Origin of the sequence: Bacillus sp. B28 (assembly GCF_029536185.1) — a bacterium.
GTDB lineage: Bacteria > Bacillota > Bacilli > Bacillales > Bacillaceae > Bacillus > Bacillus halotolerans.
On record NZ_CP120511.1, the window covers coordinates 1,564,627 to 1,579,566 of the forward strand.

The window sequence follows — 14,940 nt, forward strand, 5'->3', positions numbered from 1 at the left end:
GCATGCGGCTTAGCCGCATGCTTTTTGTATTTATTGAATAGCTTTTTGCTCTTTTATGACTCGAATCATGCTCAAAGTAGAATCCTCCGGTCCTTGAACAGGAAGCCCGGCATCAATGTTTTTGAAGATGTAGCTGATGTTTTCTTCTGTAATAATCTCGCCGGGGATAAAGATAGGAATTCCAGGAGGATACACCATCACAAATTCAGCGATAATCCGTCCTGCTGCTTCTTTTAATGGAACAATTTCTGTATTTGCATAGAAAGCGTCACGCGGCGTCATCGCCAGTAACGGGATTTCTGGAAGCAGTACCTTTGTCTGTTTATGCGTAACATCATTTGCTGACATTTGACGTGCAATCTCTTGTAAAGCTTCCACAAGGCGGTCTGCATCGTTCTGGCTGTCACCAGGTGTGAAGATACACAAAATGTTATACAGATCTGAAAGCTCTACTTCGATATTAAAGGATTCCCGCAGCCACTTCTCGACATCATGTCCTGTGAGCCCGAGGTTTTTAACTGAAATAATTAATTTTGTCGGGTCATAATTGTAAGCCGCTTTAGAACCGAGTATTTCAGAACCGACACAGTAAATGCCGTCAATTTGGTTCAGACGTTCTCTCGTCTGATTAGCAAGCTTCAACGTTTCTTCAGCAAGCTGATAGCCCTCTGTCGCAAGCCGTTTTCTGGCGACGTCCAAAGAGGCTAGAAGCAAATAAGAAGTAGACGTGGTTGTCAGCATGCTGAGTATCGATTGCACTCTGTCTTTAGAAACAAGGCCTTCTTTCATGTTTAGAATAGAGCTTTGTGTCAGTGATCCGCCTAGCTTATGCACACTTGTCGCAGCCATGTCTGCACCTGCCTGCATTGCTGAAAGCGGAAATTGGTCGTGAAAATGAATATGAACGCCGTGTGCTTCATCGACCAGAACCGGCACATCAAAGGAATGGGCTAGTTCTACGATGCTTTTTAAATCAGCAGCTACCCCGAAATATGTCGGGTTGATCACAAGAAGCCCTTTGGCATCAGGATGTTCATTCAGCGCACGTTTAGCGGATTCAAGTGTAATGCCGTGAGAGATGCCCAGTTCATTGTCAATTTCAGGATGAATAAAGATTGGGACAGCTCCGGAAAATACAATAGCTGACATAATGGATTTGTGCACATTTCTTGGAATGATGATTTTATCTCCAGGTCCGCAGACAGCCATCACCATTGTCATGATTGCGCCGCTTGTTCCCTGAACAGAAAAAAAGGTGTGATCCGCGCCGAAAGCTTCGGCCGCCAAATCCTGCGCTTCTTTAATAATGCCTTTAGGCGCATGCAGGTCATCTAATGGTTCAATATTAATCAAATCTATACTTAACGCGTTTTCACCGATAAATTGTCTGAACTCCGGATCCATTCCTGCCCCTTTTTTATGGCCGGGAATGTGGAATTGAACAGGCTGTCTGCTTGCGTGCTTTTTCAGGCCTGTGTATAAGGGTGTTTCATGTTGCGACAATTGTTTTCCCACCTTTGTAGTAATACCTATGCATATTAGTGTGTATTAAAATCAGTTTCTCAACCGTTTTTTAGACGTAAAACAAATGAATTATATTATGAACTTGAAAGAATGTAAAGAACAATTTATGATCAAATGAAGATGCTTTTTGTAAAAGGAAAGCGAATCTATAAGGAGTGAAGAAAATGGAATACCAATATCCGATGAATGAAGATTGGACAACCGAAGAAGCAGTGGATGTGATTGCATTTTTCCAGCAGGTTGAGCTGGCTTATGAAAAGGGTGCCGACCGTGAAGAGCTGCTTAAGACGTATCGGCGATTCAAAGAAATTGTGCCGGGAAAAGCTGAAGAAAAAAAGCTGTGCGGCGAATTTGAGGAACAAAGTACATACTCTCCTTATCGTACGGTCAAGCAGGCGAAGGAATCTGACCAGGCAAAGATTAAGATGTAAAAGGAAAAGAGCCGGATGAAAGGTCCCGGCTCTTTTTTTATGCTTGTGATACTTTTTGGGTTAAGCGGTACAGAAATGCAAGCTGCTGGAAGGCACCGTCGATTCGCTGAAGGAATTCTTGGTTATTCATATTCAGCACCTCTTCTTTTTGAAGCTGAATGCCGCATAACAGCTCGGCTTTCTTTATTGTCTGCAACCGTTCAAACAATGTCTTGAGCTGTTCTTTGTCCATTTCTGACTGCTTATGGACTCCCGGTTTTGTGTGATCCGCAGACCAAACAAAGCTGTCTGGAATGTGATTTGTAACGCTGTCTTGATTCGCTTCAAGCAATTTGCCGTATTCTTCTTTTATAGGGGACTCATAAATGATCGCGAACCATACAAAAACATGGCTCTCCCACAAGCCGATTTGAAAATGCGGCAGTTTTTTATAGCCTCTTTTGCTGTTTGCGAATGCCACCCAGCTGTCTGCAGGAGGGTTGACTGATCTCCTTGCATGCTTGGCCACATGGGGAAACATTTCATCTCCGGTTAAAGCGGATAATGTCGGGGCAAAGTGCTCGCCTAAAGCAGTCAGCTTCGGACGAACCCGCTCTTTTAACACCTCCATGCGCGCGTCTAAGCCGTCTATTGTAAATGTGTTAAAGTCTTCTTCAGTAAAACGCATTTGTGTCATGATTTTCCTCCTTCATGCTAAGTATACATATTTTATCACAGTTAGAACGCGCAGCAAAAAGATGAGCACGCGTTTGAAGAGAGGGGGAATGTGGTAATAAACGAATAGGTAAACACACAATTTTCAGAATCATGTTACAGGTAAATAGAAGAATCATAGGATATAAGAAGTATCATTGTTGAATGGCAAAATGGGATGCTTTTTTAAAACAAATGATCTCTGGAAGGGGCGAAAGACAATGAGGCAAGTTGTGAAAGAGGGATTTAGGGAAGAGAAAAACAACCGTGTAGCTGTCTGGAGACTAGAGGTTGATTATGAATTGGCAACCCTTTATGAGGCAATGCAAAAGGAAAATGACGAACAAATTGAGCTAAGCAAAAACAAACTTGAACGTCTCAGAAAAGAATGGATTCGCCTCAACGGGTAAAAAGCTATAGTGAAAACGAACCGCGTGAATGGTTCGTTTTTACGTGAGAAGGCATATTTTTCATTTTCCTTGCTTTTTCACCGCCGTTATCAGTATCCTATAAAATAAAGGCCTACATAGAAAAGAGGTACGCATGAATGACAAATTGGACGGAAATTGATGAGACTGCAAAGAAATGGATAAAAGAAGCAGGCGCAAGAATTAAACAGTCGATGCACGAAAGCCTGACAATTGAAACAAAATCAAATCCGAATGATTTAGTCACCAATATTGACAAGGAAACGGAAAAGTTTTTTATTGACCGCATCCAAGAAACCTTTCCTGGGCATCGCATACTCGGAGAAGAAGGACAAGGAGACAAACTTCACTCGTTGGAAGGTGTCGTCTGGATTATCGATCCGATTGACGGGACGATGAATTTTGTGCACCAGCAAAGAAATTTTGCAATCTCAATCGGTATTTTTGAAAATGGAAAAGGAAAAATCGGATTAATTTACGATGTGGTGCATGATGAACTGTATCACGCGTTTAGCGGTAAAGGTGCTTATATGAATGATACGAAGCTGTCTCCTTTAAAGGAAACCGTTATTGAAGAAGCGATTCTAGCCATTAATGCGACATGGGTGACGGAAAACAGAAGAATTGACCCGGGTGTGCTGGCACCGCTTGTGAAAAGGGTGAGAGGAACACGCTCCTATGGCTCTGCCGCTTTAGAACTGGCAAACGTCGCTGCGGGAAGAATTGACGCTTACATTACAATGCGGCTTGCTCCTTGGGATTACGCAGCTGGCTGTGTGCTGTTAAACGAAGTAGGGGGCATTTATACAACGACTGAAGGGGAACCATTCACTTTTTTAGAAAATCACTGTGTGCTGGCTGGAAACCCATCTATACATAAAACAATATTTGAAGAGTATCTTCATGCTGAAAAATAGACCAATTGAACAGGATGACCTCAGTTGGTTTGAGGAAATTGCGGAGGCTCATCCTGTTTGGAAAAAGGAAGAGTTTGGGGAAAAAGATGCAGAAAGCTATATGATCTCCTACTCGATGTATAACGGATCATGGCTTGTTTGGGAAAAAGACGGTCTGCCTGTTGCCGTCAGCTATCATCTCGAATGGGCTCCTTCCAACGGAAAGCCATGGCTGGGAACAGTGCTGGTTGATCCTGCTGAAGAAAGAAAGGGACATGCCAGGAAGATCATTGAACAGATCGGCCAATCGCTTCAAGACAAACATAGAGCACTATTTACAGCGGTTCCGATTGACCGGAATGAATGGATACTGTTTTTGAGCCAATGCGGCTTTGAACAGCTCAAGACGGAGAAAGATGAGGCAGATAAGCCGTACATAATCATGGTAAAGCCTTTAGTTTAAGCTGCCGTATACATGACGGCAGCTTATTTTCATGCGCAAAAAAACCTCCCAATCCTTCACCATCGATTGAGAGGCGAGCCTGGTGAAGAACCAGGGGGGTTATTTTTTTACGGCATGTATATAATGAATGGTTTCAAACGCTGACAAATAATCCGTTCGATTCTTGAAGAAAAGGTCATTGATTTCGGCTGGTGTTACATGTTCATAGATGAGTAAACCAGCTGAATCTAATGCTTCTTCGATTTCAAGATAAGTAAAACACGATTTCATCGGTTCACCGCTTGCTGAAGCCATTTTCACCATATGTTCAACTCTATTCGACTTTCCTTTTGTTTCAAAGAGCGTTTCGTCTGCGTAATCAAAAACGATAGAGCTTCCTGAGGGGACACGGGCAAATAAATGGTTAAGCAGGCTATGATTATCTTCTTTCGTCAAATAATAAGAAACTCCTAAAAGGCTGAAGAACGTTTTTTCGTTATCAAAGCCTTCATCTAAGAGAGGCTGAAAGGAAAACGTTTTGGTAAAGTCCATAGGAACCAAATGAAGATTCGCTGGAATAGTAAGCCTTGCATCATCCAGTCTTTTCTTTTTCAATTGCTGTGTAGCCGGGTAATCAATTTCAAATATGTCTAAGCTGTCTTCCAGCTCTGGATGCCGGAAGCAGAATGTATCTAATCCGGCGCCAAGAATGACATACTGTTTTGCTCCCAGCACCACTTCGTTGCGCAATACTTTCTCACAATATGCTGCTCGAGCTAAGGGCGTAGGGGAAAGCTGGACTTGTGTAATCCACTTTAGTATCTCCTCTGGGTCATCTTGAAACTTTTGGGCAATATCTTTATTGAAAAACTGTATGCCTTGTATCATATTTTGACTAATGTCGGAAAACTCTTTTTCAGAAATAAGGTCTTTGGCGATATAATCGTCAAAAATTTTAGGTGTATCATATTGACTGTGATAGGCTCGGCTAAACGCTGATATCAAAGCAGTTAAACTGGATTCATTTTCCCTCATACCATGTCCTCCTGATAAACAAAAATAAGATTCCCCCGGCCAGGAGAACCTTATTATACACACAACTATATGAATAGTAAATTATAGCATAAATAAAAATTTTTGTCAATGTATTTGAGGTTGGAAGAGTAAGATTCTTCTATTTAATTTTTGGCTGTTTAAATGAGAATGAAAGAATGTTTTTACAATACGAAGTGTATGGTCTTGGGTAAACCGATATGTCCGGCACCTTTTACTTTATACATAACTCATCATGACCTGCTTTTGTAAGTGCCCTGTATAAATCAGCGCTTCTTATACAGAACAACGTCATCCTGATCACCGCACATAATGAGAAGCGGAGTCGCCTCGCGATGAACATAAGCGGCTTGGGCCTAGCTCTAAAACCTGCAGTTTAAATGTTCGGGTCCAGCAGTCGGGATGAGAGTTTTTATGAGTGTGGAAAAGCTCACCTTCTTCAACAATCTCTTTTGACATCAATGAAGCCCGATTTTTTTAACAATCGGCTGATTTGGCGGATAATGACCGAGTTTGTATTTACACTGTCTGCGATTTGTTCAGAGGCAAGGTAGTCATATGTACGGCTATCATGAAACAGCTGCTGATTTACAAACAAACTTGAAAATCAAGAAAAAGCCTGAGATATCTCAGGCTTTTCAGTTTAGACATTACAAACCGACGGCTTTCCAGGCTGCTTCAACTTTTGCGGCATCAGTTGAGCCATAAAGGTCACGGGCAGACTGAATGAGGGCGGCCTTCGCATCTTTGAAAGTGGAATAAGGCGTAAGGTACGTTGTTAACGCACGGTAATAAATCTGCTGTGATTTAGATATGCCCAGGCTTGTAATGGTATTATAAGCGGCTTTGTTTGGAATTCCGCTGTTTATGTGTACACCGCCGTAATCGCCTTCATCTGTATTCGGAAGGTTTTGATAGTTGGCGTAATTGTCAGGCTGGTCATATTTTGTCGGATTAGACAAGCTGCGGAGAGCCGGCTGGCTGACCGTAATGTCTTCACCGATATCCCAATCTTCTGTATCAGTGAAATAACCGAACACATCAGAGAACGACTCGTTTAATGCCCCAGGCTGATTTTCATAGACAAGGTTGGCTGTTTCTTGAGTGACACCGTGTGTCATTTCATGAGCCGTCACATCCAATGAGCCGGAAAGCGGGGAGAAGAAGGAGCCGTCTCCATCACCGTAAATCATTTGATCCCCTGTCCAAGCGGCGTTATTATAACGGCTGCCGTAGTGAACAGAAGAAACGATTTTACTGCCTTTGTTGTCATAGCTGTTTCGTTTAAATGTCGAGTAAAAATAATCGTACACTTTACCCAGGTTATAGTGGGCATCTACAGCTGCGCGCTGTGATGAAGTTGTGAATTTATTTGTTGTGCTTGAGACAAGTGTTCCCGGAAGGCGGCTTTGTCTGTTTTGTAAATCATACGTGATAATTTGAGTGCCGGTTGGTTTTGACAGATCTCTTAAAACATATTTGCCGCTTTCATAAGAAATATTCAGAGGAACTGTTGCGCCTTTTAGTGTTGTCCCTGATCCTGTTGCGGCTGCATGTTCTACTTTATTTTGCTGTTTTAAAATGGTGCCTGATTCGGCATCCACTAAGACTTCCCAGTTTGCAGGTTCAGGTTCGACATAGCGAATCGTGACATCGTAAGCCAGACGATAGCCGCCGTCCTCTGTTTCTACCGCTTTTAACTCTGCTTTATCGCTGTTTTTTGCGCTTCCGTTAGAAACGGCGTCTGGTGATTTGCCAATGGCTTTAAAAGCGAGTGCCAGAGCTTTGTCAGAGGATACCTTTTGGCTGTTTTCTGTTTTTGAAGCAGACTGATTGTGCAATTCTCCATTGATCGCATAGACATTATCAGATTTATCGACGTGAACGATCACTTGCGAATCTTTAATAGGCACTCCGTTAATGACAGGCACATATCGAAAGTGCTTGTACCCAAGATCGTCAGTTGTGCTTTCCACAAGTTTCAGTCTTTTGGCGGGATCGCCTTTAAACACTTTGCTGTTCTTTTTCAAAAACTGTTTAACAGCTTTGTCATTTGGAGCAGAGAGCTCTGTTTGTGCAATGGCGCTTTTGGGGAGAAAGTTTGTTTGATTCTCCTTAAGCCGGTCATTCTCAGCAGCCTGAACACCCGGAAGGCCGATTGATAAACTCATAAACGAAGCAGCGACAACGACGGACAATTTCTTACCTAAACCCACAATAAATCCCCCTTTTTGAAAATACTGAAAAATCTTTATATCGTTATATTAAACGAGCAATCTGGCATTCTCAACAAAAACTAACATAACTAGACAAAATTGATAGAATTGTCCTGTGTTTATTTTTGTTGAATAATATCAAGATGAGTCAAGTGTCATGTGATGGATGAATTGCAAGAGTTATGTCGTCTTTATCGAAGGGGGAGATCAGAAATTTTTGGTTTTATTGAAACTTTTTAACAAGCGGCTTGTCTAACCTGATGAGGCCTTAATAAGAAGTAAAGGATTGTTGTTCGTGTTTGATTTATTCAGTCATTATGTATTGCATTTTGAACAGATATACTGCAAGAGCTCCTGCAGCTAAAGGATCAGCACCAATCCGTTTTAATTTTAAGAGCTTTCTTATGAGGAAATCGCCGAAATCTTAGGCTGGAGCCTTTCGAAAGTGAAAACCACACTTCACCGGGCTAGATTAGAGCTCAAGAAAAACATGACGAAAAGCAGAGAGGAGGAGCGGATATGACCTGCTTTCTAGTAAGAGACCTTCTCCCTCTGTATATTGAAGGTGATTGCAAAAAAGAAACGGAAAACTTCATTGAAAAGCATATGAACACCTGCCGCAGCTGCAGAGAAATGTTTGAACAGATGTCTGAGCCTTTTGAGTTTAAAGATGAACAGCCCCCTCAAGATGCTTTTCTGCCTGAAGAAGAAATCCGTTTTAAACAAAGATACTATGGTTTGCTGATTATTAAAGCAGCCTTCTGGTTTGGAGCTGTGTTTGCTGTGATGCTGATCATCAAACTGCTGATATAAAGGAAAAGCGCTTGCCGGATTTACGGACAAGCGCTTTTATTACATTAAGCTTGCGGATGAAGCATTTGGTAGATGGCTGCAAGCTGTTCTTGAGACAGTGCACCGAAGAGCTTTTCATAAAAATCAGCCTGCTCCGGTGTCGCACCAGCTTCTAAAGCTGCATCTTTATCAAAGCTGTACGCTCCATCTTCTGAAACAATGGATGCCTGCAGAATATGAATTTTAAGGGAAACAGCGGCGAAAAATTGGTCAAGCGCGAGTGCTTCTTTTTCTGTGAAGCCGAGCTCAACAGCTTTTTCTGTATCAAATTTGTAGCTGCCGTCTTCAACATACACACATTGTGAAACAATATCGAAGAATTCAGATGTCGATTCCCACAATTTCGTAATGATTTGAGCCTCTTCTTGAGTCATTCCTAACTCGACAGCTTTTTCACTGTCGAAATAATAAACTCCGTCTTCTTCATATATACATTGATTTAATAAATCGAAAAATGTATTCAGGTCTTCATTTGTGATTGTCTCCTGCAAAGCAGGTGTGCTGTGATTAACTGTTTTTGCGCTTGCGGCATCAGGTCCGAAAGTAAGCAGGGTGGCTGAGGTCAGTGCGGCAGTTGTAAGTATGGCTTTTTTTACAAATGGTTTCTTCATGTTTCGTCTCTCCCTTTTGTGAATTGTGGTACAAATCCCATTATAGGGAGAGGATGGTGTGAGGGAAATAGGCTTTATGGTAGTTTGTGTATATCAATGTCGAACCACTTTTGTTTGGTTAAAAGTGTCATATTTAGAACGATTGTCCATGAATGGATGTTGTTTTGCTTCTTCCCGCCTAGGAAACAGGGGAGATAAGCCTTACGTAACGAAAAAACACCGCATTCATTTGCGGTGTTTTTGATTACAATGTCTTTAGCAAGGATAAGCTTTTAATCGAGCAATCCTTGCTCGCGCATTTTCTTTTTTAACGTAAATCCGCTTCCCATAACGGCGCAAACGAGCACAATGCTGGCGATAATGCCCCACGCGCTTTTTTCGGCGATAAAGACGCCGATCAGCATTATGCTGAAAACCGCTGCAAATGCAAATAATAATAAAAGCCAATTCATTTTTTTCATATTTCCATCCCCTTTTACGTCTTATGATAAGTTTACAGAAAAACGTGACGCTTTTAAAGAGGATGTGTGGTATAATATGAAAGTTATCTAATTTTTTTAGGAGATGAAAAAGTGAAACTTCGAAATGATCTTCGCAACATCGCGATTATTGCCCACGTTGACCATGGGAAAACGACTCTAGTCGATCAGCTTTTACACCAGGCTGGTACATTCCGTGCCAACGAACAAGTTGCTGAACGCGCAATGGACTCAAACGATCTTGAACGCGAACGCGGCATTACAATTTTGGCGAAAAATACTGCGATTAACTATAAAGATACACGCATTAATATTTTGGATACCCCTGGACACGCAGACTTTGGGGGAGAGGTAGAACGGATTATGAAAATGGTTGACGGCGTACTGCTTGTCGTTGACGCATATGAAGGCTGCATGCCTCAAACTCGTTTCGTTTTGAAGAAAGCTCTTGAGCAAAACTTGAACCCGGTTGTTGTTGTGAACAAAATCGACCGTGATTTCGCACGTCCTGAAGAAGTTATCGATGAGGTTCTTGACCTGTTCATCGAGCTTGACGCAAATGAAGAACAGCTCGAATTCCCGGTGGTATACGCTTCCGCGATTAATGGAACAGCGAGCCTTGACCCTAAGCAGCAAGATGAAAACATGGAAGCTTTATATGAAACGATTATTAAGCATGTTCCAGCACCTGTTGAGAATGCAGATGAGCCGCTTCAATTCCAAGTTGCACTTCTTGATTATAACGACTATGTAGGCCGTATCGGAATCGGACGTGTTTTCCGCGGTACGATGAAAGTCGGTCAGCAGGTTTCTCTTATGAAGCTTGACGGTACAGCTAAATCATTCCGTGTGACAAAAATCTTTGGTTTCCAAGGCTTAAAACGGGTGGAAATTGAAGAAGCAAAAGCGGGAGACCTCGTTGCGGTTTCCGGTATGGAAGATATCAACGTCGGTGAAACAGTCTGTCCTGTAGAGCATCAAGAACCGCTTCCGGTGCTTCGTATTGATGAACCGACACTTCAAATGACATTTGTCGTAAATAACAGCCCGTTTGCCGGCCGTGAAGGGAAATATGTGACAGCCCGTAAAATTGAAGAGCGCCTTCAGTCACAGCTGCAGACTGATGTCAGCTTGCGTGTCGAGCCTACAGCTTCTCCAGATGCTTGGGTGGTTTCTGGCCGCGGTGAGCTTCACCTGTCTATTTTAATTGAAAACATGCGCCGTGAAGGCTATGAGCTTCAAGTGTCAAAACCTGAAGTTATCATCAAAGAAATTGACGGTGTACGCTGTGAGCCTGTAGAGCGCGTGCAAATTGATGTTCCGGAAGAGCATACAGGCTCTGTAATGGAATCAATGGGAGCGCGTAAAGGTGAAATGATCGATATGATTAACAACGGTAACGGCCAAGTCCGTTTAATCTTTACAGTGCCTTCCCGCGGATTGATCGGTTACTCAACAGAGTTCCTGTCATTAACACGCGGCTTCGGTATCCTGAACCATACGTTTGACAGTTACCAGCCGATGCAGGCGGGCCAAGTCGGCGGACGCCGTCAAGGTGTGCTTGTGTCAATGGAAAACGGAAAAGCGACATCTTACGGAATTCAAGGGATTGAAGACCGCGGTGTGATCTTTGTTGAACCTGGTACTGAAGTTTATGAAGGAATGATTGTCGGAGAGCATAACCGTGACAACGACCTTGTTGTCAATGTCAGCAAAATGAAACAGCAGACAAACGTCCGCTCTGCAACAAAAGATCAAACAACAACAATTAAAAAAGCGCGCATCATGTCTCTTGAAGAATCTTTAGAGTACTTAAACGAAGATGAATACTGCGAAGTAACGCCTGAATCCATCCGTTTAAGAAAGAAAATCCTTAATAAAAACGAACGTGAAAAAGCGGCTAAAAAGAAAAAAACAGCAGGATTGTCTTAATCCCTTGCAGAATTTGAAAAGATAGAACCCGTACGCTGCAGGGGAGGGAATCTTTTTGAATGATGTAAGCGAACGCCTGTCGTTCTTTGCCGCTCTATATCAAGTGGATCGGCAGCCAGCAGCAGGCATGTGGCTGCTGTATGGCACCATTTTTGTTTTAGCTGTTATTGTGTTTAAGCTTGGATTTGCAAAACGGCTTCCGGTATTAAAATCCGCAGTGGTGTACTTATTTCTGGCTTTAGGCTGCACTGTTTTGACTTTTCTCGGTGTATTTTTGCCTGTGGCAGAGGGATTGGTCGTCGCTGCATTGATTTTAATCATTTACAAAATTCGGCTGTATCAGTCGAAAAAGGAACAGTCCGCAAAATCATGAAAAAAGACTCAGCATCTCGCTGAGTCTTTTTTTTGTATTCTGTATGAATAGCTGCCGCTTTATTTTTTAACTTTTTCTTTCTTCTGCTGTCCCGGGTGAAATGTGAACTTTCCGGTTTTCAGCCGTTCTTCTGTTTTTTTGGCAATTCGGTCATGGCATTCCTGGCACATATATGTATGGATCGGACGGTTTCTCAGCCGTTTCGCGATCAGGGTTTCATCATCAATCGTTTCAATTTTATCGCAAATGGAACATTGGACCCTCATCATATCACCTCTTTCACTCTAATATGTATTATATCATGGATCAGATGCTGTCCAAAATAAGAAAAAGCTAAAGCCGAAAGGGCTCTAGCTTAATCATTATTATTCTTTTTCATATGATGATCAGATTGATCGTTTTGTTCCGTTTCCATTTCCTTCTCTTGCTTTCTGTTTAATTGATCGTTTTGCTGCTTGGTTTGCGGTTCATCTTCATCGTCAATCACATCGTTAGGCACTTCCGGAAGCACCCGGCCGACAATCGCGGCCAGTTCATCTAAAATCCCCGTAACAGGACGGCCTTCACTGATCTCTCTTCCCATTTCATTGAGACGGCTGACGGTATCAGGATCAGCGACCACTACTGCATTGGCGCCGTGCCGATCATTTTTTAAAGCCTGTGCCACAGAGTATTTGATGGTTTCGACTTTGCTTCTATCCAGGTTATCGTCGACGTCAATTCCTACTACAGCATATCCTCCAAGCACAACAGCTGTCGCATCCTTGACATCCGGCACTTTTTCCGCAACGCCGACAAGATGCTTGGCAATATCAGTTCTAGTTCCATTGTCTTTTGTTTCCTGAGATGTGTCCTTTACGTGAATCGGTTTTGTTTCCTGCTGTCTTGTTGATTCTTTTTCAATATTTTGCTCCTGTCTTCCCTGTTGAACAGCGCAGGCGGATAAAATGAGTGTGAGCTGTATGATAATGAAAAGAATTCGCACTTGCGGTTTCCCTCCTTGAAATGCATTCATTAATTTTATTGTTGAATTAACCTTCTATCTTTATTCACAAAAACATATATTTTAGCAGGCGTTCACCTTTTTCATCGTAAGAGAAGCAGGAAGAACTTTGACCACCCTTATATCAGGAGGCTGAGACTTGAGTAAAATTTATGTGTTAGATACGAATGTGTTATTACAGGATCCTAACGCTATTTTTTCTTTTGAAGAAAATGAAGTTGTCATCCCTGCTGTCGTTTTAGAAGAGGTTGATTCCAAGAAACGATATATGGACGAAGTTGGGAGGAATGCGAGGCACGTATCTAAGCTGATAGACGCGCTAAGACTGAAGGGGAGGCTGCATGAGAAGGTTCCGCTTGATACGGGGGGAACGCTGCGAATTGAATTGAACCACCGTTCCTTTCACCAGCTTCAAGAAATCTTTATCGAAAAAACGAATGATAATCGTATATTAGCCGTTGCTAAAAACTTAAGCCTTGAAGAAGAGACGAAGGAAGACGGTAGGCCTGTGATCCTTGTCAGCAAGGATGTATTAGTCAGAGTCAAAGCGGATGCCATCGGCCTTCTTGCTGAAGATTTCTTAAATGACAGGGTTGTGGACAATGATGAAATGTACAGCGGATATAAGGATTTATATATAAACCAGCAGCTATTTAGCTCTTTTTACGGAAAAAAACAAATTTCAGTTCAGGATATGAAGCAGCATGCATTTTACCCAAACCAGTTCGCCTTAATGAAGGATGAATTAGGAGGGTCGTCCTCTGCCGTCGGTATTGCGGATAAAACGGGCACGGTCCTAAAAAGACTTGTGTTTGATGATGAACACGTATGGGGAATCAGGCCGAGAAATGTTCAGCAGACAATGGCGTTAGAGCTTTTGCTGCGAGAAGATATTCCGCTGGTGACGCTGATCGGAAAAGCCGGAACCGGGAAAACGTTGCTTGCTTTGGCAGCGGGGCTTTTACAGACAGAAGATTTAGGGATATATAAGAAGCTGGTCGTGGCAAGGCCGATTGTTCCTGTCGGCAAGGATATCGGATACTTGCCGGGTGAAAAAGAGGAGAAGCTAAAGCCTTGGATGCAGCCGATTTTTGATAACTTAGAGTTTCTGTTTAATGCCAAGAAACCGGGAGAGCTCGAGGCGATTTTGGCGGGGATCGGTTCAATCCAGGTAGAGGCGCTGACGTATATAAGAGGGAGAAGCATTCCTGATCAATTTATAATCATTGATGAAGCGCAAAATTTGACCAGGCATGAAGTGAAAACACTTCTTACAAGAGTGGGCGAAGGCAGTAAAATTGTCTTAATGGGCGATCCTGAACAAATTGATCACCCATATTTAGACAGTCTGAATAATGGTCTGGCATATGTCGTTGAGCGGTTTAAAGGACAACCCATCTCCGGCAGTGTGAAGCTTTTAAAAGGTGAGAGATCCGGGCTTGCCCAGCTTGCCGCTGACTTGCTGTGACGATTTAAATGATGTCGATCTCTTTTATATTGGTGATTGGCTGTTTGTGATCAACTGGATCTTCAAAATAAATATGAACTGGGCCGCCTTCCTGAATCGGCTTGCCCGCCTGGCTGAAATGGACAATGCTGTTCAGCGCGGTTTCAAGAGGAACGGCGGCTTTACCGGAACTTGTAATAAATACACATTGTGATGCAGAGCTGAGCGGCTCGGCATTTTTCAGCACATTTCCCAATTTCATTGCGAAGCTGCCGTTCATCAGTTTTTGTTTCTCAAATTGTTTTTCCGTCTTTAATGTAGGCGGCGCAATCCGTCCTTCTCTAATAACACGTTCAGTATCAAGGCCAGATTCATTCTCAGCCGTATGAAAATTGACTTCTTGGCCGTCCCCTTTACGGTCAAATGAAAATTTGCGATCATCAAAAATCCATACGCTCGGATCAATCGTAATCGGATATGTAACATTGCCTTTTACTTGTATAACGCTCATGGTATAACCCCCTTCTCTCAAAATTATAAAAGTTTTCGCATGAATTGTC

17 protein-coding genes and 1 pseudogene are annotated in these 14,940 nt (G+C 42.6%); 9 read left to right on the top strand and 9 right to left on the bottom strand.

Features of this window, described 5'->3' with window-relative positions; translation table 11 throughout:
• Positions 1-30: 30 nt before the first annotated feature.
• Positions 31-1,503 (bottom strand): arginine decarboxylase, encoded by a 1,473-nt coding sequence (gene speA / locus P3L57_RS07915; RefSeq protein WP_069486493.1) that lies wholly within the window; start codon positions 1,501-1,503, stop codon positions 31-33.
• Between the two features lie 185 nt (positions 1,504-1,688).
• Between speA and P3L57_RS07920 the strand changes: the two genes are divergently transcribed.
• Positions 1,689-1,955 (top strand): UPF0223 family protein, encoded by a 267-nt coding sequence (locus P3L57_RS07920; RefSeq protein WP_024121266.1) that lies wholly within the window; start codon positions 1,689-1,691, stop codon positions 1,953-1,955.
• 37 nt (positions 1,956-1,992) lie between these two features.
• Here P3L57_RS07920 and P3L57_RS07925 read toward each other — a convergent pair whose 3' ends face one another.
• Positions 1,993-2,631 (bottom strand): YktB family protein, encoded by a 639-nt coding sequence (locus P3L57_RS07925; RefSeq protein ID WP_059292842.1) that lies wholly within the window; start codon positions 2,629-2,631, stop codon positions 1,993-1,995.
• Between the two features lie 238 nt (positions 2,632-2,869).
• Between P3L57_RS07925 and P3L57_RS07930 the strand changes: the two genes are divergently transcribed.
• The 3 genes from P3L57_RS07930 (at position 2,870) to P3L57_RS07940 (ending at position 4,435) form a co-directional block, all read left to right on the top strand.
• Positions 2,870-3,058 (top strand): hypothetical protein, encoded by a 189-nt coding sequence (locus P3L57_RS07930; protein WP_010334110.1) that lies wholly within the window; start codon positions 2,870-2,872, stop codon positions 3,056-3,058.
• A gap of 137 nt (positions 3,059-3,195) precedes the next feature.
• Positions 3,196-3,993: an inositol-1-monophosphatase gene (gene suhB, locus P3L57_RS07935; protein WP_044156022.1), complete on the top strand. Its 798-nt coding sequence runs from the start codon at positions 3,196-3,198 to the stop codon at positions 3,991-3,993.
• A complete protein-coding gene (locus P3L57_RS07940; RefSeq protein ID WP_059335854.1) occupies positions 3,980-4,435 on the top strand; it encodes a GNAT family N-acetyltransferase in 456 nt (151 codons plus the stop codon). The genes suhB and P3L57_RS07940 overlap by 14 nt, the downstream gene beginning before the upstream one ends.
• A gap of 99 nt (positions 4,436-4,534) precedes the next feature.
• On the opposite strand, the gene P3L57_RS07945 is transcribed toward P3L57_RS07940, so the two are convergent.
• Both P3L57_RS07945 and P3L57_RS07950 read right to left on the bottom strand, forming a co-directional pair.
• The gene (locus P3L57_RS07945) at positions 4,535-5,449 is read right to left on the bottom strand and encodes a class I SAM-dependent methyltransferase (RefSeq protein ID WP_069486494.1); all 915 of its coding nucleotides are present in this window, start codon (positions 5,447-5,449) and stop codon (positions 4,535-4,537) included.
• 668 nt (positions 5,450-6,117) lie between these two features.
• On the bottom strand, positions 6,118-7,683 hold the full coding sequence (locus P3L57_RS07950; protein WP_044156018.1) for a M4 family metallopeptidase: 1,566 nt from the start codon (positions 7,681-7,683) through the stop codon (positions 6,118-6,120).
• 345 nt (positions 7,684-8,028) lie between these two features.
• Here P3L57_RS07950 and P3L57_RS07955 point away from each other — a divergent pair.
• Both P3L57_RS07955 and P3L57_RS07960 read left to right on the top strand, forming a co-directional pair.
• Positions 8,029-8,206, top strand: a pseudogene (locus P3L57_RS07955) (sigma factor-like helix-turn-helix DNA-binding protein); the annotation flags it as partial.
• Positions 8,203-8,496, top strand: coding sequence for an anti-sigma factor family protein (locus P3L57_RS07960; RefSeq protein ID WP_044156016.1), 294 nt, complete (start codon positions 8,203-8,205; stop codon positions 8,494-8,496). The pseudogene P3L57_RS07955 and the gene P3L57_RS07960, both read left to right, overlap by 4 nt.
• Before the next feature lie 44 nt (positions 8,497-8,540).
• Here the strand turns inward: P3L57_RS07960 and P3L57_RS07965 are convergent, their stop codons facing one another.
• Both P3L57_RS07965 and P3L57_RS07970 read right to left on the bottom strand, forming a co-directional pair.
• Positions 8,541-9,146 (bottom strand): hypothetical protein, encoded by a 606-nt coding sequence (locus P3L57_RS07965; protein ID WP_069486495.1) that lies wholly within the window; start codon positions 9,144-9,146, stop codon positions 8,541-8,543.
• 272 nt (positions 9,147-9,418) lie between these two features.
• Positions 9,419-9,607, bottom strand: a complete 189-nt coding sequence (locus P3L57_RS07970) for a YlaF family protein (RefSeq protein WP_010334117.1) — start codon at positions 9,605-9,607, stop codon at positions 9,419-9,421.
• Positions 9,608-9,718: 111 nt separating this feature from the next.
• Between P3L57_RS07970 and typA the strand changes: the two genes are divergently transcribed.
• Positions 9,719-11,557, top strand: coding sequence for a translational GTPase TypA (gene typA / locus P3L57_RS07975; protein WP_010334118.1), 1,839 nt, complete (start codon positions 9,719-9,721; stop codon positions 11,555-11,557).
• A gap of 55 nt (positions 11,558-11,612) precedes the next feature.
• On the top strand, positions 11,613-11,930 hold the full coding sequence (locus tag P3L57_RS07980; RefSeq protein ID WP_024121276.1) for a YlaH-like family protein: 318 nt from the start codon (positions 11,613-11,615) through the stop codon (positions 11,928-11,930).
• Positions 11,931-11,989: 59 nt separating this feature from the next.
• On the opposite strand, the gene P3L57_RS07985 is transcribed toward P3L57_RS07980, so the two are convergent.
• Both P3L57_RS07985 and P3L57_RS07990 read right to left on the bottom strand, forming a co-directional pair.
• Complete coding sequence (locus P3L57_RS07985; RefSeq protein ID WP_081638297.1) at positions 11,990-12,199, bottom strand: YlaI family protein; 210 nt, start codon at positions 12,197-12,199, stop codon at positions 11,990-11,992.
• 86 nt (positions 12,200-12,285) lie between these two features.
• Entirely contained in the window at positions 12,286-12,915 is a 630-nt protein-coding gene (locus tag P3L57_RS07990; RefSeq protein ID WP_024121277.1) for a YhcN/YlaJ family sporulation lipoprotein, read from the bottom strand.
• 157 nt (positions 12,916-13,072) lie between these two features.
• On the opposite strand from P3L57_RS07990, the gene P3L57_RS07995 reads away from it, so the two are divergent.
• Positions 13,073-14,401: a PhoH family protein gene (locus P3L57_RS07995; RefSeq protein WP_024121278.1), complete on the top strand. Its 1,329-nt coding sequence runs from the start codon at positions 13,073-13,075 to the stop codon at positions 14,399-14,401.
• Between the two features lie 4 nt (positions 14,402-14,405).
• Here the strand turns inward: P3L57_RS07995 and P3L57_RS08000 are convergent, their stop codons facing one another.
• The gene (locus tag P3L57_RS08000) at positions 14,406-14,891 is read right to left on the bottom strand and encodes a hypothetical protein (RefSeq protein WP_059292838.1); all 486 of its coding nucleotides are present in this window, start codon (positions 14,889-14,891) and stop codon (positions 14,406-14,408) included.
• Between the last annotated feature and the right edge of the window lie 49 nt (positions 14,892-14,940).